Origin of the sequence: Rhodococcus sp. APC 3903 (assembly GCF_030407755.1) — a bacterium.
Lineage (GTDB): Bacteria > Actinomycetota > Actinomycetes > Mycobacteriales > Mycobacteriaceae > Rhodococcus_F > Rhodococcus_F erythropolis.
The window spans coordinates 1-1490 of record NZ_JASDCV010000079.1 but is presented as its reverse complement, the minus strand read 5'-3'; the positions used below and the strand labels follow the sequence as shown (position 1 = coordinate 1490).

The following is a 1490-nucleotide window of genomic DNA, read 5'->3' as shown; positions in this document are numbered from 1 at the left end:
TGCGCAGGTGGCGGCGTCTCCGGATGCGGTGGCGGTGGTGTTCGAGGGGCAGTCTCTGTCGTATGCGGAGTTCGGGTCTCGGGTGAATCGCCTTGCGCGGTATTTGGTTTCGGTGGGTGTGGGGCCGGAGTCGTTGGTGGCGTTGGCGATGCGTCGGTCGGTTGATCTTGTTGTGGGTATGTATGCGGTGGTTGCTGCGGGTGGGGCGTATGTGCCGTTGGATCCGGATCATCCGGTCGAGCGCAATGGTCATATTCTCGGTACTGCGGCGCCGGTGTGTGTGTTGTCCACTGCTGGTGACGGTGTGGTGTTGCCGGGTGAGTTCGATGTGGTGTTGATTGACGAGTTGGATGTGTCCGGGTTCTCGGATGCGCCGGTGTTGGATGTGGATCGGGTTGCGCCGCTGCGTGGTTCGAATGCTGCGTATGTGATTTTCACGTCGGGGTCGACGGGGAAGCCGAAGGGTGTGGCGGTTTCGCATGAGGCGATCGTCAATCAGATGGCGTGGATGCAGGGTCAGTATGTTCTGACTGGGTCGGATGTGTATTTGCAGAAGACTGCGACGACGTTCGATGTGTCGTTGTGGGGGTTCTTCTTGCCGTTGGCGGTGGGTGCTCGGTTGGTGGTGGCCACGCATGACGGTCATCGGGATCCGGGGTATTTGGCGTCGGTGATCGCTGATCAGGGTGTGACGGTGACGGACTTCGTGCCGACGATGTTGTCGGTGTTCGCGGGTGCGGTGTCTGCGGAGTTGTTGGGTTCGTTGCGTGATGTGTTCGTCATCGGTGAGGCGTTGCCGGCGCAGGCGGTGCGTGATTTCGGTGTGGTGTCGGGTGCGCGGGTTCACAACTTGTATGGCCCGACCGAGGCTGCGGTGTCGATCACGTTCGCGGATGTGACGGGCGCCGTCGATGGTGGTGTGGTTTCTATTGGTGTGCCGCAGTGGAATTCGCAGGTTTTCGTGTTGGATTCGCGGTTGCGTCCGGTGCCGGTGGGTGTTGCGGGTGAGTTGTATCTTGCGGGTGATCAGTTGGCTCGTGGGTATGTTTCTCGTCCGGATTTGTCGGCGGATCGGTTCGTGGCGAATCCGTTCACTGATGGCAGTGGTGGCGATCGTATGTATCGCACGGGGGACTTGGTGCGGTGGGGTGTGTCGGGTGAGCTCGAGTACATCGGTCGTACCGATTTTCAGGTGAAGTTCCGTGGTCAGCGGATCGAGTTGGGGGAGATCGAGTCGGCGTTGGTGGCCGATGTGTCGGTGTCTGTGTCGTCGGTGGCTGTGGTGTCGACGGTGACCGGTGATCAGTTGGTGGGGTATGTGGTGCCGGCGTCGGGTGCGGTGGTTGATGCTGTGGCACTGGTGGATTCGTTGGGTGTGGTGTTGCCGTCGTATATGGTGCCGTCGCAGATCATGGTGTTGGATGCGTTTCCGCTCAATGCTTCGGGGAAGTTGGATCGGAAGTTGTTGCCGGAGCCGGTGTTCGAGGTTG

General features: G+C 60.3%; 1 protein-coding gene. It reads left to right on the top strand.

Features of this window, described 5'->3' with window-relative positions; genetic code table 11:
• The coding region (locus QMA15_RS32565) for an amino acid adenylation domain-containing protein (RefSeq protein ID WP_290289301.1) at positions 1-1490 on the top strand (1490 nt) is incomplete at both ends.